Below are 16064 nucleotides of genomic sequence, written 5' to 3'. Positions count from 1 at the left end.
GTGATGACTTCGATTTTGACAGCCTCTCCCGTTTGCAGAGTAGCGCAAACGGGAGAGCAGCCGCCGAGCCATTACTTGGCGGCGTTGATTGCCTTCACCAGCTCGGTCACGGCGATGTCCGACGTCTTGATCCCGCCGTGCATGAACTTGGTCACGACATCATAATAGGCCGTGGCGATGGCCGGCGGCTGGGCGTAGTTCTGGGCAAGCGAGCCGAAGAACGTTCCCTTTGCGTTGGCCGTCTTGACGTCCGCGATGCCCTTCTTGCCGCATATGTCGAAGGCGGCGTCGGAAACGTCCGTTCTCGCCGGGACGGAGCCTTTGATGACGTTGAACGCCGACTGGACGTCAGGGTTCATCGTCACCTGAGCGAGCGCGAGTTGCGCGGCCTGGCGATCGGCCGGGACCTTGAAGAAGGCGAACATGTCGGAGTTGTAGAAGACGGAGCCGTCGGTGCCCGGGAAGCGGTAGCAGAGGTAGTCCTTCCCCGCCTCCTTGTGCGCTGCCGCGAACTCGCCCTTGGCCCAGTCGCCCATCACCTGAACGAGCGCGTCGCCCTTGATCACCATGGCGGTCGCGAGGTTCCAGTCCCGTCCCGTGTAGTTCGGGTCGACGTAGTCACGCAGCTTGGCGAGGTTGTCGAACGACTTCTTCATCGTGTCGGACTTGAGCGCGCCCTCATCAAGGTCCACGAACGCCTTCTTGTAGAAGTCGGTGCCGCCGGTCGAGGCGACGATCGAATCGAACATCGTCGCCTCCTGCCAGGGTTGGCCGCCGAGTGCGAGCGGAATGACGCCTGCCTTCTTGGCCTTGTCGAGCAGCGCGACGAACTCATCGAAGTTCTTCGGCTCCGTACCGCCGATCTTCTCCATCACGGCCTTGTTCAACCAGATCCAGTTGACGGAATGAATGTTGATCGGAACGGCACCCCACTTGCCGTTGGTCTTGGCAAACTTCTGCAGTGCAGCCGGTACGACCTTGTCCCAACCGTCCTTGCCCGCAAGCGACGAAATGTCGGCGAGCGAGCCCTGTTCGGCATATTCGAGCGCGTAGTAGCCGAGGATCTGCGACGCCGTCGGCGGATTGCCCGCGGCGACATTGGCCTTCAGCGTGGTCATCGCCGCGCCGCCGCCGCCTCCGGCGACCGGCACGTCCTTCCAGGCAAATCCCTGCTTGGCGACGGCCTGCTTGATGACGTCGAGCGCGGCCGCCTCGCCGCCTGACGTCCACCAATGCAGCATCTGCACTTCCTTAACGTCCGCCGCGTGCGCCAGCGTCCCATAGCTGATGGTGACGGCCGTCAAAGCCGTCGAGATCAGAAATGCGCGGAACTTCATACGCGTGTCCCTTCCCTTTTTTGGTCGTTTCCTGCCGGAAGCGGTCCGGCACCGTTTCGAGAGGCCTGTTCAATCGGCTCTTGAATTTCATTATCATTGTCGCCTGCGGTTGCCGCCGAACCCAGCAAAGCGGCCCGCCTTCAAAGCTCCTTTCCTAGTGTCCAACAAAACGAGGGGCGCGCTTACCCCTGAAGGCGGCAACGCCCTCGGCGAGATCATCGGTCGTGGCGGTGAGCGCGCCGGCAAGCCCTTCGATGGGGACGTCACTATCCTCCCCTTCGGCCGAATTGATCATCGCCTTGACGATCTGCACGGCGAGCGGCCCACGCGCGGCAACATCCGACGCCAAGCTTTCGGCGCGCGTCAGTGCTTGGCCGCCATCGGTCACTTCGTCGACCAGCCCGAGCTCGCAACCTTCTTCGGCCGTGAACAGACAGCCCGTGAGCGCCATGCGGCGCACCACGGAGGCGCCGAACCGGCGAACCAGGCGCTGCGTTCCCGACCAGCCCGGCGCCATGCCCAATCCCGTCTCCGGTAGTCCGAGTTTGATGCCGCGCTCGGCGATGCGCACGTCCGCCACCGCGGCGAGTTCCAGTCCGCCACCGAACGCGTGGCCGGTAAGCGCCGCAATCAGCGGCACGCGCAGGCGTGCCAGCGCCTCGAATGCGCGATGACCCGCGCGCGTCCAGTCGCGCCACATGTCGAGCGCGGGCAAGTCGCCCCAGGCCGCGATATCGCCGCCGGCACAAAATGCCTTCCCCTCCCCGAACAGGATCGCCACGCGGGTCTCGCGCGAGGCCTCGATGGCCCGCGCTGCCTCGCCGAGCGCCTCGACCATGTCACGATCAAGCGCATTGAGCTTGTCGGGGCGCTTGAGGCCGAGGCGGGCGATCGATCCCTGGAAGGTCAATTCGACAAACGGGCTCAAGCTGCTCTCCGCAATTCGAGGCCAATCGGTTCGGGACGGAACAGCACGGCCGGCATCAACTTCAGATTGCCCGCCACTCGCAGTGGGAATTCCGATTGTGCAAGTACGTCGCGCTGCAAGTCAACACCGGGCGCGATCTCGACGACGGTGACGCCCTCGGGTTCGAGCCTCAAGACGCAGCGTTCGGTGACGTAGACGATCTCCTGTCCCTGCGCGACCGCCCGCCTGCCCGAAAAGGACACCTGCTCGACCTCGTTGACGAGCTTCCTGACTTTCCCTTCCCTGGCAATCCGCAATGAGCCATCGACGATCTCGAGACCCGCGCCCGCGGTGAAGTAACCCGAGAACACGATGCGCCTGGCCCGCGCCGTGATGTCGACGAAGCCGCCAGCCCCTGCCGTCACATGGGGACGGAGGCCGAGCTTCGAAACGTTGACCGAGCCCGAGCGGTCGATCTGGAGAAACGAGAGCAGCGACATGTCGAAGCCACCACCCTGGAAGTAGGTGAATTGATGCGGCGACTGGACGATGGCCTCGGCATTGGACGCGCAGCCGAACTGGAAATCAAGCAGCGGAACGCCGCCGATGGCGCCCTGCTCGATCACCCAGGTGACCGCTCCGTGCCGGCCTTCCTCGATCAGAATACGCGGGACGTTGGCCGAAATACCGAATCCGATGTTGACGGCGTCGCCGTCGCGAAGCTCCATCGCGACGCGCCGGGCGATGGCTTTGCCGACGTCGAATCTTGGCGTCTCGAACGAGGCGATTGGCCGAAAGATCTCGCCGGAAATCGCGGGCTCATACGGCGTGTTCGTGGTCTGGAGCTGGTCCGGGGCCACGACAATAGCGTCGACGAGCACGCCGGGCACGACGACGTCGTGAGGACGCAAGGTGCCGGCAGCCGCAAGGCGCTTGACCTGCGCGATCACGAGGCCGCCATTGTTGCGTACGCTCAGCGCCTGGTCGAGCGGCCCGAGAATGCCGCCCTCGTGCTCATACGAGAGGTTGCCGCGCTCGTCCGCGGTGGTGGCGCGAATGATCGCGACTTGTGGAATGATGCTCGGGAAGAACAACCAGTCCTCGCCTGCGAAGTTCACGCGGCTGACGATCGGCTCAGCGGCGGCCTTGGCGTTCATCGCGCAGCCTTCACGCATCGGGTCGACGAAGGTGTCCATGCCGACCTTGGTCAGCACGCCCGGGCGCTTCGCAGCGGCCTCACGATGCATGTCGAACAGGATTCCCGACGGCACGTTGTAGGCGGGAATGGTATCCCCCGAGATCATCTCCCAGATCGCAGGGGGAGCGGCTGAGGAAGGACCGGATGGATAAGAGCCAGCCAGAACCTTCCTGAGGCATCCAGGCTTGGCGAGATGGTCGATGCCCTTGACGCCCCACATGTCGCCGGCAGCGATCGGATGCAGCGTCGTGAGGTTGCGCGGGTGGCCTTCGGAATCAAATCTTGCGCCGATGGCGGCTAGCACCGCATCCGGGCAGCCCAGCCCGGACGACGAAGAGACCGTGACGACGGCGCCGTCGGGGATCAGACGGGCCGCCTCCGAAGCGCTCAAGACCTTCGTTCGTGCCATATCCGCCTCAGTTCGTCGTCAGATCGATGGGCGTCTCGTGCCCCGTTCGCGCAGCCTCGCGCGTCGACAGCGCAACGCTCAGGGACTTGATCCCATCCTCGCCAGTAGCAGAGGGTGCCCCACGGCCCGCAACCGCATCGCCGAACAGGCGCACCGCTCGCAGATAGAGATTCTCGTGTGCGATCGAGAGCTGCTTCTCGCCATCCCTGGTTCGCAGCAGGACTTCACCTTTGGGCTGCTGGGTCATGCAGTCGGTCCCGATCAACGACCCCTCTTCGCCATGGACCTCGAAGCCCGTCACCGCGTATCGAGTCGTGAAGGCATCGTGGAACTGGGCAATAAGCCCGCTTTCGAAGCGGACCACCCCCATGACGCCGTCTTCGAGACCTGCCTGGCCCATACCGCCCCGCGACATCATCGCGGTCACGGCGACGGGATTCTCGTCGAGCACGAAGCGCATGGTGTCGGCGTCATGAACGGTGATATCGAGCACTACGCCGCCACCCGCCCCCGGCCTCTCAATCCGCCAGCCCTGCAAGTGCGGCGGAAGGTAGACCGCATGAAACACACGGGCGAACAGAGGCTTGCCGATATGGCCCGCCTTGATCGCCGCGTGGATTGCGCGATGGGTGGCTGCATTGCGCAAATGATGGTTCGTCCCCATCTGCACCCCTGCCGCCTTGCAGGCCGCGACCATTCGCCTTGCGTCCGCCAAGTTCAACGCGAGCGGCTTCTCGCACAGCACGTGCTTGCCGGCCGCGGCTGCGGCCAGCGTCTGCGAACAATGATGCTCGTTCGTTGTCGAGATGTAGACCGCATCGATACCGCTTCCGAGCAACGCGTCGAGATCCGTCGTTGCTGCCGCGATCCCGTTCTCGCTGGCAAATCGCTGCGACCGCTCCGGATCGCTGCTCATCACAGCCATCACCTCGCCGCCCGCCCCGCGGATGGCCTCGATCATCCATTCGCGCGCGATCGTACTTGCACCGATTAATCCCCAACGCAGGCCACTCAAGATGCGATCCTCCGTTTGAATGTCGCTCCACAACTCTCTCGAACGACCAACCGCGCTTCGCCCACGTAATTCTCGAGACGACGCTCGCCCTCGTTGATCTGCCTCAGCAGCATCTGCGCGGCGCGCTCTCCGAGACTGCCGGCATCGACCGACACGGTGGTCAGAGCGGGAGAGACATGACGGGCCTCTGCGGTATCGTCGAAACCGACGACGGCAACATCGCGCCCGACGGTCAGCCCGTGTCGCGCGATCGCCAACATCGCGCCGATGGCCACGACGTCGTTGAAGCAAACCACCGCCGTTGGTCGCCCCTCCGACGACAGCAGGCGCTTCATGGCATCGAAGCCGCCGTCCTTCGTTGGCATGCTCTCAATGATCCGCGCGGGCTCGACGGCAAGTCGCGCCTTCTCCATAGCGCCCGTAAACCCGGCAACACGATCCTGGAAGACGACCATCCGGCCGACGCCACCGACAAAAGCAATATCGCGATGGCCGAGCTCGATCAGATGCTCGGTCGCCCGCGTTGCACCGGCCAGATTATCCGAAACCACCAGCGAGGCGCGGGCCCCGATGATCCGCCGGATCGCAAGCACGATGGGCAGGCGTGCCTCGAGCCGCGAGATCTCCGCCACGTCGGTGTCGAGCGCCGGACTGAGGATCAGGCCGGCAGCGCCATGCTCCCGCATCGAGCGTACCACCTCGGCCTGACGGACGACGCTCTCGGCGGTATTGGCGATGAACGGAACAAAGCCCGAATTTTGCAAGGCGCGCTCGATGCCGATGGCAAGCTCGGCGAAAAACGGGTTCGATAGGTCGTTGATGACCATCCCAACGATGTCGGCCCTCGCGCGTCGCAAGCTGGCAGCACCGCGATTGTAGACATAGCCGAGAGCGTCCATCGCCCCCGCCACCCGCTGGCGCGTCTCCTCCCTGACGAGAGGACTTCTCTTGAGCACAAGCGATACCGTCGACTTCGACACGCCCGCCGACTTGGCAATGTCGAGGATCGTCACCGCACGAGTCTTGCGCCCCGCACGCGCCATGTCCTTCGCGAGCCTCCCCGTATTTGGAACGTTCCAATACTCCCATTCTCTTTAACACACAAGGGCTCAAATTAAGGCGAATATGGAACTTTTACCTCGAACGCCAGAACCTTCATATTATAGAACGTTCCAAATCAAACGACGTTCGTTCGCCTGGGCACGATCGCATGAAGGAAACCGATATGGACGATCAGCGACGACCTGGCGCTCTGGTGACAGGAGCGGGGCGCGGCATCGGCCGCGCCATCGCGCTCGCGCTATCGCGAGCCGGCTTCTCGATCATCGTGAATGATCTTCCCGGCTCGAAAGATCTCGACGAGACGGTGGCAGCCATCCGCGAAACAGGCGGGGATGCAGACGCCATCGCGATGGATATTTCGCAGCTCGAGCAGCACCATCAATTCGTGGACGAAGCCTGGAATGCCTTCGGCGGTATCGACTGCCTCGTCAACAATGCTGGTGTATCCGTTAGCGTCCGCGACGATCTCTTAAAGATGACGCCGGAGAGCTATGACCGCGTCATGAGGATCAACCTGCGCGGTCCCTTCTTCCTGACCCAGGAGGTCGCGCGGCGGATGATCGGCGCGAAATCGCACCACTTTCGCAGCATCATCACGATCTCGTCGATCAATGCCGAATTCGCCTCGATTGACCGCGGTGAGTACTGCATCTCCAAGACGGGTTTATCCATGATGGCTCGGCTTTTTGCTATCCGGCTTGCCGATCACGGCATCGGGTCCTACGAGCTTCGGCCAGGGATCATCCGAACGCAGATGACCGCTGTCGCCAAGGATAAGTACGACCGGCTCGTTGGCGAAGGTCTCACGCCTCTCAGGCGCTGGGGTGAGCCCGAGGATATCGGAAAGGCCGTCGCAACCCTGGCGACAGGCCAACTCGGCTATTCGACGGGAGATGTCATCCACGTCGATGGCGGTCTGGCGCTGCGGAAGCTCTGACGGCGGAAGCAAGGCAATCAGATATCGATGCGCCGTGCGAAGGCCCCCTCGCCTCGCCTACACAATTCCCGCCGAAGTCCCAGTGACAGCGGGACGCTCCTTCGCCTTTTGCGACCGATAGCCGGATGCGCGATAGGCCGAGATCGGCGCGATCGCACCGCCGGCGCGCAGGCGGGCAATGGCGAGCAGCGGCGAGACGTCGGTCGTGAAGGCGCGTTTCAATTCGAGATGGGCGCCGAGCGCGTCATTGGCCTCTTGCGCCGCTTCGAGCGCCGCGCGATCGACGATCAACGCCTGCGCATAGGCGCGCTGCAACTCGATCGCCGACTGCATGAGGCTCTCGATCGGGTCGGTCACGTTATGCGACTGGTCGATCATATAAGCGGGCGCGAAGCCTTCCGCCTTGCGGCGCTCCGCGTCGATCAACTCGTTGAAGACGAGAAACAGCCGGAACGGCTCGACCGAGCCGCTGTCGAGATCGTCGTCGCCGTATTTTGAATCATTGAAATGGAAGCCGGCGAGCTTCCCGAACCGAACCAGCCGGGCGACGATCTGCTCGATATTCACGTTCGGCGCATGATGGCCGAGATCGACGAGGCAATACGCCTTGGAGCCTAGCTCCTGCGCGACTGCGAAACTCGTGCCCCAATCCGAGATCACGGTCGAGTAGAATGCCGGCTCGTAAAGCTTGTGTTCGAGGAACACCCGCCAGTCGGCGGGCAGCGCCGTGACGATCTCGCGCATCGCGTCCATATAGCGGTCGAGCGTCTTGGTCAGATTCGATTGGCCGGCAAAGTTCGATCCGTCCGCGATCCAGACTGTCAACGCCTTCGAGCCGAGCTTGCGGCCGATCTCGATGCATTCGATATTATGCGCGACCGCCTGTGCCCGCACGCGTGCATCGGTATGTGACAGCGAACCAAACTTGTAAGACAGCTCTTGCTCCGGCTGGTCCTGGAACGTGTTGGAATTGACCACATCGAACGCAAGGCCGTGCGTCGCGGCCTGTTCGCGCAAGCCGGCATAATCGTCGACCTTGTCCCACGGAATGTGCGGCGAGATGGTCGGCGTCGCGCGCGCCAATCGCTGGATCACGGCGCAATCGTCGAGCTTCTCGAAGACATTGCGTGGCTCACCGGGCCCGGGAAAGCGGGCGAACCGCGTGCCACCCGTGCCGACACCCCAGGTCGGAATGGCGACGCCGAAGGCCATGACCTTGTCCACCAGAGCGTCGGCATTGATCCCGTGCCGCGCCAGCGCTCGCTTCAGGGCGTCGTAGTCTTCGGTGGTCGCGTCTTCGAGCCGCCTGTTATGGTCGGCGATGAAATCGGCGCTGATCGAGAATGGCGTGCTCATCGCGTGAAGGCCTGGGCATTGCCGGCGTCGACGTTAAGGATGTTGCCGGTCGATTTGGCCGAAAGGTCGGACGCGAAGAAGTAGACGCCCTCGGCGATATCCTCGGGAAAAACCGACAGCTTGAGCATCGAGCGCTGGCGGTAGAGTTCCTCGAGCTGGTCTTCCCCGACCTTGTTGGACGCCGCGCGCTGCTGGCGCCACTCGCCTTCCCAGATCTTCGAGCCGCGCAGCACCGCGTCCGGATTGACCGTGTTGACCCGGATGCCATGCGTAGCGCCCTCCAGCGCCAGGCAGCGCGCGAGATGGATCTCCGACGCCTTGGCCGCGCAATAGGCCGCAGCGCCCGCCGAAGCGGCGAGACCGTTTTTCGAGGCGACGAAGACGATGGCGCCGCCAATGTTCTGACGCTGCATCAACCGGAACGCCTCTCGCGAGACGAGGAAATAGCCCGTGGCGAGAATGTCCATGTTCTTCTGCCAGAGCCCGAGGCTCGTGTCCTCGACGGGCGAGGCCGAGGCGATCCCCGCATTCGAGACGACGATGTCGACGCCGCCAAAGGCGCGCGCGGCCTCTTCGAACGAAGCGACCACCGCCGTCTCATCGGTCACATCGAGCTTCACGCCGATGGCCGCGTCGCGACCATGGCGCTTCGTGATCGCCGCAACGCGCTCGCTGAGCGCCTTCTCGTCGATATCGGCAATGACGAGGCAAGCGCCTTCGCCGAGCAGCCGCTGCGCTGTCGCCCCGCCAATGCCGCCGGCGCCGCCGGTCACATAGGCGATCCGCCCGGCGAGCGATTTCGGCTTGGGCATGCGCTGCAGCTTGGCCTCTTCCAGCAGCCAGTATTCGATATTGAAGGCCTCCTGCTCGGCAAGGCCGACATAGGCGCTGACACCCGAGGCGCCGCGCATCACGTTGATGGCGTTGACGTAAAACTCGGCCGCAACGCGCGCGGTCGCCTTGTCCTTGGCAAACGTGAACATGCCGATTCCGGGTGCGAGATAAACGACCGCGTTGGGATCGCGCATGGCCGGCGAGTTCGGATGTTTGCAACGTTCGTAGTAGGCGGCGTAATCTCGCCGGTAGTCGGCGAGAACGTCGTCGAGGCCGGCGATCACCTCGTCGAGATTGTCGCGCGCAGGATCGTAGGGCAGCAACAGCGGCCGGATCTTGGTGCGAAGAAAGTGATCCGGACAGGAGGTGCCGAGCGGAGCCAGCTTCGTCAGCCCGCTTGAGTTGACGAACTCCAGCACCTCCGGGGCATCGGTGAAATGGCCGATCTTGCGCTCGTCCGCTGAGATCTTGCCGCGGATCAGCGGCATCAGCCTAGCCGCGATCGCGCGGCGCTTTTCCGGCAGGGCCGCTTGGACCTTGGCGCTGCCGAAAGCCGACTTCTGCTCATGCGCGGCAAGCCAATCGGCGGCCTGCTGAATCACGCGCAAGGTCATCTCGTAGCAGGCTTTCGACGTCTCGGCCCAGGTGAAGAGACCGTGCCCACCGAGAACGACGCCGATATAGTCGGGATGGCGCGCGGCCATCTCGCCGAGTTTCAGGCCGAGATCGAAGCCGGGCCGCTGCCACGGTAGGAACCCGAGCTTGCCACCAAAAACCTCACGTGTCAGACGCTCGGCGTCGACTGAGGCGGCGATGGCGATGACCGCATCGGCATGGACGTGATCGACATGCCGGTGCGGCACGAAGGCGTGCAAGGGCGTATCGATCGAAGTCGCACGCGGATTGAGATCGAAGGTGCAGTGATTGAACAAGGCGACCATCTCGTCCTCATGGGCGAGGCCGCGATAAAGGCCTTTCAGGCCCTCGAGCTTGTCGAGATACAGCGTCGAAAAGCCATCGCGCTTCATCGAGCCGAGGTCGCCGCCCGAACCCTTGACCCAGAGCACGCGTGCGTTCTCGCGCGTTAGCGGATCTTTCATCTCGATCTTGGCCGAGGTGTTGCCGCCGCCGAAATTTGTGATGCGCAGATCGGCCCCGAGCAGGTTCGAGCGGTACAGCAACTGACCTGCCTCATCGAGCTCCGCGGCGAGCGCATCGTCCCATAGACTTGGCAGGGGCGTGGCCGCGACGACCTCGCTCATTAGGCATTCTCCCTGTGCTTTATCTTCGGGCAGCTTATGTCAGGCATCCAATCACGGTCAATCATCCGCGCTCATCATCGCGACGCGGCATGATTGATGCAGCGCGATATTGAGCGAATCTGACGGTTTGGAGTTGACCACTGGTCGAGAGCGTGACCTATTTACGGGCAAAAGGGAGGGCGACGTGCACGAGCGGGAACGCTGGCAGGTCATCAAGGCACTCTTGCGCGAGCGGTCGCTGGTGCGCATCGCCGATGCCTGCCGCGCGACCGGAGTGTCCGAAGCCTCGATACGGCGCGATTTCGCGAGGCTCGCCGAGCAAGGTGTCGCGATAAGGGTGCACGGCGGACTCGAAGCCCTGCCCGAAACCGCCAACGCACCGGGCGACGTCCTTTCCCTTGCCACGCGCTCCTTCGACGTCAGCCAGACACTCAATATCGACGCCAAGCGCGCCATTGCGAAAGCGGCTGTCGCCCTCTGCGCCGACGGCGAGACGATCATCATCAATGGCGGCACGACCACGTATCAGATGGGCGAATATCTGCGCGAGCGACGCCTGAAGGTGTTGACCAATTCCTATCTGCTCGCCGAAGCGCTGATCCACACGTCGAAATGCCGCGTCGCCTTGCCGGGCGGCGAGGTCTATCGTGAGCAGGGCATGATCGTCTCTCCCTTTGAAGAGGATGCGATCCAGCATTATTCGGCGACGCGGATGTTCATGAGTGCGATATCGATTGGCCCGCTCGGCGTGATCGAAGGCGATCCCCTGCTCGCACGCGCCGAATCGAAGCTCCTGAAGCGTGCCGACAAGCTGATCGTGCTCGCCGATTCCTCGAAATTCGTCTCACGCGGCAGCCTCGTCGTCTGTCCGCTTTCGCGCATCGATACGCTGATCACCGATTCCGACGCGCCAAGCGATGCACTCGACATGCTGCGCGGACACGGTGTGCGCGTCGTTGTGGTCGATGCAAGCGCTCAAACCAATGCGGCGGCGTAACCATGACAGCGAGCGCGCACTATGCCCCCCCCACAACACCGCTTCTCTCGGTGCGCGCGATCGAGAAGTCCTTTCCTGGCGTGCGGGCGCTGTCCGGCGTCTCCTTCGATGCTGCCAGGGGCGAAGTCCACGCCTTGCTCGGCGAGAATGGCGCCGGCAAGTCGACGCTGATCAAGATCGTTTCCGGCGTGTTCCCGCCCGATCGCGGCGAGGTGCTCGTGGGCGGCAAGGCGGTCGATCTCGCGCGGCCGGACGATGCCCGTCGTGCCGGCATCGCCACGATCTATCAAGAGCTGCTGCTGTTTCCGGAGCTCACCGTTGCCGAAAATATCTTCATGGGGCATGCGCCGCGGGCGGGCCTGCGCCGGATCGACTGGCGAGCGATGCGGGAGAAGACGAATGCGCTGCTCGCTTCGCTCGAGATTCATGACCTGGAGGCCGAGCGAGTCGTCGGCACGCTCAGCGTCGGCAATCGCCAGCGCGTCGAAATCCTGCGCGCGCTGTCACAGGACGCGCGCATACTGATCATGGACGAGCCGACCGCAGCCCTGACCGAGTACGACGTCACGCGGCTGTTCGATATCGTGCGCAAGCTGAAGGCGCGCGGGGTCGCCGTGATCTATATCAGCCATCGGCTCGACGAGATTTTCGCGATCGCCGATCGCGTCACCGTGCTGCGCGATGGCGCACATGTCGCGACCAAGCGCGTCGCCGACACGGACGCGGCCGAGCTCGTGCAATTGATGGTCGGCCGCAGGATCGAAAGCCTGTTCCCGAAGATCACGGTTCCGATCGGCAAGCCGGTGCTGGAGGTGAAGGACCTCGAACGACGGCCGCTGACACGGAGCATTTCGCTCACGGTGCGCGCCGGTGAGATCGTCGGCCTTGCCGGCCTCGTTGGCTCGGGTCGCAGCGAGCTGGCGCAAACCATTTTCGGCGTCACGCCGGCCGATGGCGGCGAAATCCGGATCGCCGGACAGAAGGTCGACATTCGCTCGCCGGCGCAGGCGCGGTCCTTGGGACTCGCCTATGTTCCCGAGGATCGCGGTACGCAAGGCCTGGTGCGGCCGATGACGGTGCGCGAGAACTTCAGCCTCGCCGCGCTTGGCAAGGTCGCATTCGGCGGCTTCATCGATCGCGGCGCCGAGCGCAAGCTTGCCGGCGACGGCGTCAAGCGCTTTGCGGTCAAGGCGAGCTCGCTCGAGCAGACGGCGGGCAAGCTCTCCGGCGGCAATCAACAGAAGATCGTGCTCGGCAAGTGGCTCGCCAACGGGCCGAAGCTATTGATCCTCGACGAGCCGACGCGCGGCATCGATGTAGGCGCGAAGGCGGAGATCCATCGGCTGATGGGCGAGCTTGCGGCCCAGGGGCTCGCCATCCTGATGATTTCGAGCGAGCTGCCAGAGGTGCTCGGCATGAGCGACCGCATCCTCGTGATGCGCGAAGGCCGTATTGTTGCCGAGTTCTCGCACGAAGAAGCAACCCAGGAGTCGATCGGCGCAGCAATGATGGGCAGTCATGAAAACGCGGAGAAAGCCGCATGACGGCCGTGACCTTAGCCGGCGCCGAGGCTGATCCGCGGCGGCGGCTGAAAGTGCTTGCCTCGCAGGAGGCTTTGCTCGCGATCGCCGTGATCGGCCTCGCCGTCGCCGTCGGCCTTTACAATCCGCGCTTTCTGGCGGCGCGCAATCTTTCCGACGTGCTGCTCGGCAACGCCTATATCGCCGTCGCCGCGGTCGGCATGTCGATGGTGATCGTTTCCGGCAACATCGATATTTCCGTCGGCGCGCTGATCGGCGTCCTGGCGACGATCAGCGGCACTCTGGCCGTGAACGGCGCGCCGATCGTGATTGCCTGGCTGGCAGCGCTCGTTGCCGGCGTCCTCGTGATGGCCTTGCAGGGCGTCATCATCGCCTATCTGCGCATTCCGGCGATCGTGGTTACGCTCGGCATGCTGTCGATCCTCAAAGGCGGCCTGATCAGCGTCACGGGCGGCAAATGGATCACCGACCTGCCCGACAGTTTCCATCTCGCCGATATCGAACTCTCCGGCGTGCTGCCGTTTCCGGTTTTTCTCATGATCCTGGTAACGGTCCTGGCAGCCTTGTGGATGCGCTATTCGGCCTCGGGCCGCGCCATCTACGCGGTCGGCGGCAACGCCGAAGCGGCGCGCCTCTGCGGCATTTCGCAGCCGCGCACGATCGTGATGGTCTTCGCGCTGCATGGATTGTTCGCCGGAGCGGCCGCCCTGCTCTATGCGACGCAGTTGCGCGTCATCCAGTCGACCGTGCCGCCCAATCTCGAGCTGACGATCATCACCGCGTCGGTCGTCGGAGGCGTCAGCATCCTCGGGGGCGTTGGCACGGTGGCCGGCTCGACGCTTGCCGCCGTACTGATCGCCGAGATCGCGAGCGCGCTGGTCTTCATCGACGTCTCGCCCTACTGGATCCGCGCGGTCCAGGGCGTGCTCATCCTCGTGACCGTAATCGCCGACATTCTGCGGCGCCGGCGCATGGCGGGAGCATGAGCGCCATGAGCGAAATCCCTCTCCCCCACTCCGCCAAGCGCGTCGTGCCCTGGTGGCTGCTGCGCCACGAGACGATGCTCGCAGTGATCCTGCTCATTGCGTTGATCGTGCTCGGCGGCTTGAACAATCGCTTCCTTACACTCGACAATCTGCTCAATCAAGGCAGGCTGACGACCGAGGTCGGGCTGATCGCGCTGCCGATGACCTTCATCATCATCACCGGCGGCATCGATCTCTCTGTCGGCTCGATCGTCGGGCTCTGCGCGATCTTGCTCGGCTATTCCTGGAAGAATTTCGGCTTTCCCTTGCCGCTGGCGATCTGCTTCTCGTTGCTCGTCGGTGCCGCGGCGGGCTTTCTCAACGGGATCGTCATCACCAGAGTGAAAGTGCCGCCGCTGATCATGACGATCGCGACGCTTGCTCTCTACCGCGGGCTCGCCGAGGGGATCAGCCAGGCGCGTTCTGTGCGCGGCTACCCGGAATGGTTCTACTTCATCGGACAGGAAAACCTCTTCGGCGTGCCGGCGCAGCTCTGGCTCCTGCTGATCGCGATCGTGGTCTCCGCAATCGTTCTGGACCGCACCACTTTCGGCCGGACGCTCTATGCGATCGGCAACAACGAGACCGCCGCGCGCTTTTCCGGCTTGCCGGTCGATCGCGCCAAGCTGATCATCTACACGCTATCTGGCTTCATGGCCGGCCTTTCGGCTTGTGTTCTCGTCTCGCGCGTGACCACGACCCGCTCTGACATGGGGATCGGCTATGAGCTCGACGTGATCGCGGCGGTGGTGCTCGGCGGCACCAGCATATTCGGAGGCGTCGGCACGATCTGGGGCACGGTGGTCGGCTTGGCCATGATCCAGCTCTTGAAAAATGGGCTGGCCCTGACCGGCGTCAAAGGCGACGCGACGATCGTCGTCATCGGCACGGTGCTCATCCTTTCAACTCTTGTGGCGAGTTCGCTCCAGCGGCGACGTGAGGGAATTTGATGGAGTGACTGGCCGCGGGACAAGCGGCTTCAACATGGGAGGAAAACAAAATGAAACTCGGATTAGCTGCTGCATTCCTCAGCGCGACGCTGCTGGCCGGAACGGCCTCGGCGGCGGACAAGAGATGGGACGGCGCGGACGACCTGCCGGTCAATCCGCTTGCCTGCTCGGCTGGCGAGGCCAACGCCGCACCCGCGGCCAAGCCTTATGACGGCGGCCGGCCAACCAATGCGGCCGACAAGGCCGGCAAGCCGATCACGCTGGTCGACGTGCCGAAGCTGATCGGCATCGGATATTTCAACGCGACGTCGAAAGGCATGCAGGACGCTGCCAAGGCACTCGGTAATGTCACGGTGAAGACCGACGGCCCGACCGAAGCCAAGATCGACGAGCAGATCAAGTTCATCGACAATTACATCACCAGCGGCGTCGACGGCATTCTCTTCGCCGCCAACGATCCGGTGGCGATCGCGCCGGTCCTGAAGAAGGCCCTGTCGAAGGGCATCCATGTCGTCGGCTATGACGCCAATTCGACGCCGGATGCGCGCGAATGGTTCGTCAACCAGGCCGAGTTCAACGGCATCGCCAAGGCGATGATCGACTCGATGGCCAAGGAGGCCGGCGAGGACAAGAGCTTTGCGATCGTCACCTCGACCTTCACGACGCCGAACCAGGCACGCTGGATCGCCGAGATGTGGGCCTATGCGCAGAAGTGCCATCCCAAGCTGAAATGGCTGGAAACGGTCGAGGCACAGGAGGACAACAACCTGTCCTTCAACCAGGCAACGACGTTGATCAACAAGCATGGCGACAAGCTTGCTGGCCTGTTCGGCATGACCTCGGTCGCGACTCCCGCTTCGGCGGAAGCCGTGACCAAGGCCAGGCTCTGCGGCAAGGTGGCGGTGGTCGGCCTTGCCACACCCAATGCGATGAAGCCGTATGTCAACGCGGACTGCGTCAAGTCGGTCGTGCTATGGAATCCAGTCGATCTCGGCTATGCCGCGACCTACGTGATGCGCGCCGTCGTGGACGGCAGCCTGAAGCCCGGCGCAACCTCGGTGGAAGCGGGCAAGCTCGGCAAGCTGACCGTGGTCAATGGCAGCGAAATCCTGCTTGGCTCGCCCTTCATCTTCACGAAGCAGAACATCAAGGACTTCGATTTCTGATCTGGACTCGTCGCCCGGCCGCGGGGCGCGGCCGGGCGACGCACTTTTGGTCTCCACTGTCATGGCCG

Annotated in this window: 13 protein-coding genes; 6 read left to right on the top strand and 7 right to left on the bottom strand. The window is 63.5% G+C overall.

Going from position 1 to position 16064, the window contains the following annotated elements; translation table 11 throughout:
- Positions 1–71: 71 nt before the first annotated feature.
- The 5 genes from QQL28_RS06875 to QQL28_RS06855 form a co-directional block, all read right to left on the bottom strand.
- Positions 72–1337: an ABC transporter substrate-binding protein gene (locus QQL28_RS06875; protein WP_284262648.1), complete on the bottom strand. Its 1266-nt coding sequence runs from the start codon at positions 1335–1337 to the stop codon at positions 72–74.
- A 154-nt stretch (positions 1338–1491) separates the two neighbouring features.
- A complete protein-coding gene (locus QQL28_RS06870; RefSeq protein ID WP_284262646.1) occupies positions 1492–2265 on the bottom strand; it encodes an enoyl-CoA hydratase/isomerase family protein in 774 nt (257 codons plus the stop codon).
- Positions 2262–3851 (bottom strand): acyl CoA:acetate/3-ketoacid CoA transferase, encoded by a 1590-nt coding sequence (locus QQL28_RS06865; RefSeq protein WP_284262644.1) that lies wholly within the window; start codon positions 3849–3851, stop codon positions 2262–2264. The genes QQL28_RS06870 and QQL28_RS06865 overlap by 4 nt, the downstream gene beginning before the upstream one ends.
- A gap of 7 nt (positions 3852–3858) precedes the next feature.
- A complete protein-coding gene (locus QQL28_RS06860; protein WP_284263545.1) occupies positions 3859–4857 on the bottom strand; it encodes a Gfo/Idh/MocA family protein in 999 nt (332 codons plus the stop codon).
- A gap of 5 nt (positions 4858–4862) precedes the next feature.
- Entirely contained in the window at positions 4863–5909 is a 1047-nt protein-coding gene (locus tag QQL28_RS06855) for a LacI family DNA-binding transcriptional regulator (RefSeq protein ID WP_284262642.1), read from the bottom strand.
- 23 nt (positions 5910–5932) lie between these two features.
- Here QQL28_RS06855 and QQL28_RS06850 point away from each other — a divergent pair, with 23 nt between their 5' ends.
- Positions 5933–6865, top strand: a complete 933-nt coding sequence (locus tag QQL28_RS06850) for a 3-ketoacyl-ACP reductase (protein WP_348522481.1) — start codon at positions 5933–5935, stop codon at positions 6863–6865.
- Between the two features lie 57 nt (positions 6866–6922).
- Here the strand turns inward: QQL28_RS06850 and rhaI are convergent, their stop codons facing one another.
- Positions 6923–8221 (bottom strand): L-rhamnose catabolism isomerase, encoded by a 1299-nt coding sequence (gene rhaI, locus QQL28_RS06845; protein ID WP_284262640.1) that lies wholly within the window; start codon positions 8219–8221, stop codon positions 6923–6925.
- Positions 8218–10317: a bifunctional rhamnulose-1-phosphate aldolase/short-chain dehydrogenase gene (locus QQL28_RS06840; protein WP_284262638.1), complete on the bottom strand. Its 2100-nt coding sequence runs from the start codon at positions 10315–10317 to the stop codon at positions 8218–8220. Before QQL28_RS06840 ends, rhaI begins: the two co-directional genes overlap by 4 nt.
- Before the next feature lie 184 nt (positions 10318–10501).
- Here QQL28_RS06840 and QQL28_RS06835 point away from each other — a divergent pair, with 184 nt between their 5' ends.
- The 5 genes from QQL28_RS06835 to QQL28_RS06815 are packed head-to-tail and all read left to right on the top strand — an operon-like array spanning position 10502 to position 15996.
- Positions 10502–11314: a DeoR/GlpR family DNA-binding transcription regulator gene (locus QQL28_RS06835; RefSeq protein ID WP_284262636.1), complete on the top strand. Its 813-nt coding sequence runs from the start codon at positions 10502–10504 to the stop codon at positions 11312–11314.
- A 2-nt stretch (positions 11315–11316) separates the two neighbouring features.
- A complete protein-coding gene (locus QQL28_RS06830; protein WP_284262634.1) occupies positions 11317–12858 on the top strand; it encodes a sugar ABC transporter ATP-binding protein in 1542 nt (513 codons plus the stop codon).
- Positions 12855–13841, top strand: coding sequence for an ABC transporter permease (locus QQL28_RS06825; protein WP_284262632.1), 987 nt, complete (start codon positions 12855–12857; stop codon positions 13839–13841). The genes QQL28_RS06830 and QQL28_RS06825 overlap by 4 nt, the downstream gene beginning before the upstream one ends.
- A complete protein-coding gene (locus QQL28_RS06820; RefSeq protein ID WP_284262630.1) occupies positions 13838–14830 on the top strand; it encodes an ABC transporter permease in 993 nt (330 codons plus the stop codon). The genes QQL28_RS06825 and QQL28_RS06820 overlap by 4 nt, the downstream gene beginning before the upstream one ends.
- A gap of 50 nt (positions 14831–14880) precedes the next feature.
- A complete protein-coding gene (locus QQL28_RS06815) occupies positions 14881–15996 on the top strand; it encodes an autoinducer 2 ABC transporter substrate-binding protein (RefSeq protein ID WP_284262628.1) in 1116 nt (371 codons plus the stop codon).
- Positions 15997–16064 lie beyond the last annotated feature (68 nt).

This window comes from Bradyrhizobium iriomotense (assembly GCF_030160715.1).
Classification (GTDB): Bacteria; Pseudomonadota; Alphaproteobacteria; order Rhizobiales; family Xanthobacteraceae; genus Bradyrhizobium; species Bradyrhizobium iriomotense.
The sequence above is the reverse complement of the archived record's forward strand: the minus strand, read 5'-3'. Positions and strand labels throughout refer to the sequence as shown.